We start from the raw sequence: 6,689 nt of genomic DNA, 5'->3' as shown, positions 1-6,689 counted from the left end.
ATCGGGGCGGCAGTCAGACGGGGCATGAAGGCTCCGGTGAATCAGGGCGAGGCGTGAGCCTGTGGCCTGCCATATTCAGGCCGCTCCTGACTCGCCAGAACGGCTCCTGACGGCGGCTGGTCACGGCGATTGCCGCCAGACTGTGGCAAACCAGACTCACCCGCGCCGGGCCACCCATCAACGGAGTCGCCACTTCCGGCGAGGTGTACTAGCACGAGTACCATTGCGCTGTCCGCCGGCAGCGCAACCGAGCTTTCCACCCCTCACCCTTCCGAGACACACGCTCTCGAGAGTCAGGTCGATCCCGCGCCGGCGAACTGGAGGATCTATCTGATCCAGAGGGAGTCGGACCACCGCGGCTACGTCGGCGTGACCCGCCGGCCGATCCAAATCCGGATGGCCATGCACGAGCTCCTGGCCCGGCGGCGGTCTCGATTTGTCAGGTCCGGCTCGTTGGCCGAAGCGATTCGCGCGGTGCACGCCCAGGGCGGGTCATTTGACGCGGCGTTCACCGTGGAAGTCCTCGCCGAGACCGCGGACCCTGATCAGGCGCGCCAACTGGAGCGCGCCTGGATCGCCCGCCTCGGCACAGCGGCACCGCACGGGTTCAACCTGATGCCGGGTGGCAGCAGCCTGGGCGGCCCCTGCAACGCGATGCCGGTTGCTGTCATGCACCCCAGCCGTGGCCTTTTGAACTTCCCTTCGCTCATGGATGCCGTCGCCGCGATCGACGCCGACCGCGCGGTGGCCGGTGTGGCGCCGCTGTCCCTCAGCGGGGTCTACGCCCGGCGCGACCTCGGCTGGACGATCGAGCAGGCGCTGGAGTTGACCCCGCACCGCGATCGACGCGGCGAACGCGTGCCATTTCGCTGGCATGGCCGCACGTACCAGTCCTTGCGCGAGTTGGCCGCCGCCGAGGGGCTGCGGGTCGACACTGCCCGCTCAAAGCTTTCCCGCGCGCGCCGCGCGGGATGCGCGGCCACGGACGACATGGCCGCGGACCGCCGGTGCAAGGGAACGCACCGCACCGGCGGTGTCGGGCGCGGTCGCCTGCCGCCGCTCTCGCTGCCGCACCCGACGGATCCCGACGCCGATGACGTGAACGCCGGTGTGTTCGCACGCCTGAGCGGCGTGCCCAAAGCCACCGTGCTGACCCGCTACCAGCGCCTGCGCAGAGATGTGCTCGATCCGGACGGACTGAGACGTGCGACACTGCTGGCTGCGCTGCTGCACGGCTTGGACCGGCGGGTCGTGATCAGCCTGACCCTGCCGGATGGACAGGTGCTGCGCGGCGGCGTGCGCGAGGTGGTCCGGCGGGTGCTGGACAATCCAAACCTCGACCGCCAGCGGCCGGAGCGGCTGGGCTTCTCCGCCATTCGCCGTCGGCTCCGGTGCGTGCCCGGCTGGCCTGAGAAGCTGACGCCAAAGGCTATCGAATGGGCGTTTGGCTTCCGCCCCGACGCCAACCCGGTCAGGACCGGCGACGCCGCGGCATAACACCCGGTGGCGGTGCCGCACGAGGCACCGCCAGAGCCTGGCTCGGCCGGAGAAGGTGGATGATCCTGCGTGCCGCAGGTTCGCGCGGTTCCGCTCGAGCGAGCCCTTCATCCACCGGTTCCGCCCGCTCCCATTCCGTCTTTATCGAGATCCATCATGCGAACGACCAGGCGCGGATTGCGCCAGCGCCCTGCTGCCATGCTTCCCGACCTGCCCGGTCCGGACCAGGACGCCGGGCCTGTCAGACCCCGAGATCCAGTCTATCTCGCGGCGAGCTTGCTGCTGGGCCGCGCGCTCCACACGGTCGGAACGACCATGGCCCAGGCCGCCCGCGACGGCGTCGTGGTGATCATTGCGCTGCGAGCGGCGGTGTGGACACTGCCCGTGTACGACCACTGGCAGCGCGAGGCCCGAGCCGGAGCCAGACCGGAGGACGGCTTCCGCACTACCTACGAGCCATTTTACGATCCCGACGCGGCTGTCTGGGTCTCGTGGGCGCCGACGGAACCGCCGTCCATCGATCAGTTCGCGCTTGGCGCGGAGGTGTTTGCCGACGCGGTCGCCGCCGGACGTCATTGTGTCGGTATGGCCGCCGACCTGGCCTGGTTGCCGCAGGACCTTGTCCACAGTGCCGATCTTTGTCTCACCATGCCTGCCCTGACCGGCGCTGATGTCCTGCTCCTGGCCCGGATGCTCTGCGGCGAGGAAGCCAACACGTCGTTTGCGGATGACCACGCTGCCTTGCTGACCCCCCGTCTGCTGCGGCTGGCTCGTCGGCCCGATCAAAGCGCGGACGCCTACCTGGCCAAGCTTCGTGCCCTGTTGGAGCGGGATCGCCCGACTGCGGCGCATCCCGCCACCGCAGGCTCAGCCTCGATCCGCGACACGCCCCGCCTCGAGCGGCTGCACGGGATGGACGAAGCCGTCAGCTGGGGCCTGACCTTAGCCGATGAGCTGCAACGGGTCCGCCAGGGCCAGCTTACCTGGGAGGCCGTCGATCGCGGCCTGCTGCTGTCCGGGCCGCCTGGGTCTGGCAAGACATTGTTTGCCCGCGCACTGGCGGCGACGTGCGAGGTGCCGCTGATCAGCGGGTCGTATCACGCCTGGCTTGGTAGCGGCACCGGTCACCAGGGTGACCTGCTGAAGGCCATGCGCGCGACCTTCGAGACCGCCCGCAAGGCGGCGCCTGCGATTCTGTTCATCGACGAAATCGACTCTTTTCCCGATCGCGGAACGGTACGCCACCACTACGCGGAATGGGAGGTCCAGGTCGTGAATGCCCTGCTGGCCGAGATTGATGGGGTCGAGGGCCGCGAGGGTGTGGTGCTGATCGCCGCCTGCAATTATCCGGACCGGCTTGACCCGGCCCTGGTCCGCAGCGGACGGCTGGACCGGCATATCGCAGTCCGGCATCCCGATCCCTCGGCCCTGGTCGGCATTCTGCGCGAGCACCTCGGCCAGGACTTGGCGGGGCAGGACCTGTATGCCGCGGCGCTTGCTGCCGCCGGTGCCAGTGGTGCCGACGCGGAAAGGCTGGTCCGGGGTGCCCGCCGACGGGCTCGTCGTGCGGGCCGCGCATTGCTGATGGACGACGTTCTGGCAGAGATCGGCGATGGCGACCAGCGCAGTCCGCGGGACTTGCAGATCGCGGCCGTGCACGAGGCCGGTCATGTTGTGGCATGCCTTGCGTTGCGGGTGGGGATGCTGACGGCGGTATCGCTGCGAGCGGCGGGCGGCCGTGGCGGTGTTACGCTGACCAGCGGCGCCGCCGGATGCCTGACGGCGTCAGACTACCGGCGCCGTCTGATCATCCGTCTTGCGGGACGAGCAAGCGAGGAGGTCCTGCTCGGTCAGGTCACGGCGGGTGCGGGCGGAGATTTCGACAGTGACCTGGCGGGCGCCACGCACTTGGCGACACTGGGGGTCACAGCGCTGGGACTGGATCCGGAAACCGGCCTGCTTTGGTCTGGGGCGCCCACCGCCGTCACTCTGCCCGAAATGCTGCGCCAGGATCCAGGTCTGGCGGCGCGGGTACGTCAGGTCCTCGACGCAGCCTATGCCGAGGCGCTTGGTCTGATCCGGCAGCACGCGGTCGCTGTGCAGGCACTGGCCGCGGCTTTGCTGGAGCGGGGGGCGCTGGCCGGTGCGGAAGCGGCGGCCATTGTCGCACGGCATGCTGCTCTCGCACCCGAGCAAAGCTGATGGTCGCTGTGCCTGTCCCCATCGCAAACTCAACTCTGGGCGCCGTGCCCAACGTCGTCACGCCCTGCAACATCGGGGCTTTGACGATGTGCCGCCGGGATTGCATCAGCGTCAGGTCCCGTGACCGGGCTGTTACTTCTCTCTCAGGTGACCGCGGCAGACCATGCTGACCGGCTGGCGATCCCAACACGATGCAGGGCGGGCGCTGGCCCTCAGGCTTCAGGGACATGCGCATGCCTCTGGTTGGCCATCACGAGGCGGCAGGCGGGCAGGAGAAAATCGTTATTGGCGGCTGCAAGAATGGTCGCCTTGAGATTGGCGGATCAGGCCGCTTGGCCGATCTGCCATCTTCATGGAACGCTGAAGGCCGTGCCGTGCCCGCGTCCGGCCTGGGTCCGCTGTCGCTGCGCTGACCAGCTGGAAATCCATTGTTGAATCAGCAACTTGTGCAGGCGTGGCAGCACAAATTGGCAAGCGTGCAACAGCTTTTCGGCATCGTGAAACATCGTTCGGCATCCGGTAGGGTGCCGGAGCCTGCTTCAGCGGTTCGGTCTCGCGTATTACGTCGCGGCGATGATGGTGTTCGACCTTGACCCGAAAGGCGGCCTGGTATGGCGATGGGGGACCAATCGGTGCCACGGTGGCCGCTGCACGCGCGCGCGGTCCTGAGCGGGTCAAATGGGTGCACGCGGAGGTATTCGCCGAAGCTATGCCATGCGAGCGTACCTGACACGGCGGACGCTGTGTCCGCGGGTTGACCTTCGTGCCTGCTGATCCAATTGGCAAGCCCGCCAGCAGCGACAGTGCAATGTCGTGGCGATGCCGCCCGTCAACGAAATTCGCTGCCACAATCAGTGAACTCGCGGGCCGCTGTCGATGTCATCGCCGCCTGTGTTATCCTGTTACCGCGTGAATCGGTATTCAGGTACCTCTTCGGTGGCACACGCTGACTCTCGACGGCAATTCAGTGCGTTGTCGGATTCATCTGGCACGATATCCGGGTTGCGCAACAGATTGACCAGCTTGCGTAACAACTTTTGCCGGGCTCGTCGGCTGGCTTGCCCGGCTTCGGAATACCGTCTGGATACGGTGCCTGGAAGTTAAAATGCCGGTATTTTACTGTCCAGATACCTTATCTGCATGACGCCTCCCCATGGTCCCACGGTAACCGCTGAAATATGAGGCCGCCAAAAGAGCAGATGGCAGCATGGCACAGTCAATGACCGCCGTTCGCCCCACATGCAGAAGACAGCCGACGTTCACCCGGCTTGCACGGCAGGCTTGCGGTCGCCGGTTGCCGTGTTCGGCCGCCTGCGACTGATTGCACGACGTCGTCCCTCTTTCTTGCAAGCAACGGATCCATTCTCGGATTCGAAGGCGCTTTGGGTGGTCATGGTACCCTGCCAGGCGTGCCGATCATGGCCACGAACGTGGCCACATCGGCAGGCTGGCCAGGGGGGCGAAGCCCCCCGTGGACCCCCCTCCGGCGCCGCCGTCAGAGGAGGCTTGCATGCAAGACACAAGCGAAAACACCAGCCCGGGCCGACAGGATATCCTCAAGGTCAGCGGCACCACGATGAACCAGCGCACGGTCTGGCGCGAAGCGGCCCAGCGGGCGCAGGTGTCGCTTTCCGCGTGGATGCGTGAGGCGGCGGATGCGGCCGTGATCGCAGGCACAACCGCTGCCGACCTGCGTGCCGCCATCGTGGCGCTGCGCACGGACCTCGGCCGCGGGGTGGGCAACAACGTCAACCAGATTGCCCGTATCCTCGCCACGGATCTTCGGGCTGGACGGCGCGCCGACCTCGCGCCGCATGAGGCAGCGCTGGAAGCGGCCGCGCGTGACCTCGCGCTCATCCGGCGCCGGACCGAGGCGTTGCTGCGTCGCGTCGAGCGCGCCGGTCAGCGGAGGGCCGGGCGATGATCATCCAAGCCGCCCGGCTTCGCACGAACCTCGACCTGGCCGAATTGACAAGGCACGTCTTCGCCGGACCGGCCAATGAGGAAGTCGTGCCCTTGTATGGCGGCCCTGAAGACCTCGTCGCGATGGTGGATGACGCAAAAGCCGCAGGGAAGCCCTACGCCATTCGCCACCTCAAGATCAGCCCTGCGGAGCCGATGACACGCACGCAGCTCGGGGCGCTGCTGTGCGATCTTGGCGCCGAGTTCGGCTTTCCACCCGACCGCTGCGTGGTGATCGAGCATTGCAAGCCGCGGGTTGGCGGCAAGGGCTATGAACGGCACTGGCACGTGCTCGTGCCGGAATACGATCCGGTGCGTCGGCGGGTGTTGAATGCGCATTGGATGCGGCCGCGGCAAGAGAAGATCGCACGGCTGGCCGAGCTGCGGCTCGGCCACGCGCCGGTCATCGGGCGGTGGAATGCGGCGGTCGTGCGAGCGCTCGTCGCGGCCGATGACGAAGTCGCGGCGGCGGAGGTCGCAAAACTGGCGTGTGCTCCACGGCCCGAGAGTGCGTACTCCGGACGGCAACACCAGGCGGCGGCGCGGCAAGGCATCGCGCTGCCCGAGGCGCAAGCAACCGTCACCGCGGTATGGCAACAATCTGCCTCGGCCGCGGCGTTCAGCGCCGCCCTTCGCGATCTTGGGATGACCGTGCGGGCCGGTGACAAGGACCGGACCTGGATCATCGAAACCGATGGGTCAGACGGCGGCGCGCCGGTGCTGGTCGGCGCACTGCATCGGCTGCTGCGGCAGCCAAAGCGCGCCGTTGACGCCCGGATGCGGGCCGCGGCGCCAGACTTGGCGAGTCAGGATTCTGCAATCATCCGCCCGGGAGAGGCCGCCGCACAGGGTGGCGGCTCTGTCGGCACGGCGTTCAAGGAGGAGCACGATGTCACGGCTAATACCAACGGCCCTATCCGGTGACCGTTATTGCTGCCCATTTGCGCTGGGTCAGGGAAGCAATCCGTTCCGGCATTTGCATGAGCTTGTTCCAGGCCTCGCAGCAGGCATCGACAACCGCCTTGTAG

Annotated in this window: 5 protein-coding genes; all 5 read left to right on the top strand. The window is 67.3% G+C overall.

The genetic code is table 11. The features are described 5' to 3' along the window. Window positions 1-453: 453 nt before the first annotated feature. The 5 genes from CCS01_RS25350 (at window position 454) to CCS01_RS25335 (ending at window position 6,585) form a co-directional block, all read left to right on the top strand. Window positions 454-1,497 carry a GIY-YIG nuclease family protein gene (locus CCS01_RS25350; protein WP_146101956.1) on the top strand — a complete coding sequence of 348 codons (1,044 nt, stop codon included), beginning with the start codon at window positions 454-456 and terminating at the stop codon, window positions 1,495-1,497. 315 nt (window positions 1,498-1,812) lie between these two features. Next, entirely contained in the window at window positions 1,813-3,699 is a 1,887-nt protein-coding gene (locus CCS01_RS25345) for an AAA family ATPase (RefSeq protein WP_158258591.1), read from the top strand. A 233-nt stretch (window positions 3,700-3,932) separates the two neighbouring features. Beyond that, the gene (locus tag CCS01_RS33185) at window positions 3,933-4,112 is read left to right on the top strand and encodes a hypothetical protein (RefSeq protein ID WP_146101955.1); all 180 of its coding nucleotides are present in this window, start codon (window positions 3,933-3,935) and stop codon (window positions 4,110-4,112) included. A gap of 1,097 nt (window positions 4,113-5,209) precedes the next feature. Beyond that, window positions 5,210-5,623, top strand: coding sequence for a hypothetical protein (locus tag CCS01_RS25340; RefSeq protein WP_104521551.1), 414 nt, complete (start codon window positions 5,210-5,212; stop codon window positions 5,621-5,623). Then, window positions 5,620-6,585, top strand: coding sequence for a hypothetical protein (locus CCS01_RS25335; RefSeq protein WP_104521550.1), 966 nt, complete (start codon window positions 5,620-5,622; stop codon window positions 6,583-6,585). Before CCS01_RS25340 ends, CCS01_RS25335 begins: the two co-directional genes overlap by 4 nt. Window positions 6,586-6,689: the final 104 nt, after the last annotated feature.

Origin of the sequence: Rhodopila globiformis, from assembly GCF_002937115.1 — a bacterium.
In the GTDB taxonomy this organism is placed as follows: domain Bacteria; phylum Pseudomonadota; class Alphaproteobacteria; order Acetobacterales; family Acetobacteraceae; genus Rhodopila; species Rhodopila globiformis.
Note: the sequence above shows the minus strand (reverse complement) of the source record. Positions and strands in the feature narration are given on the sequence as shown.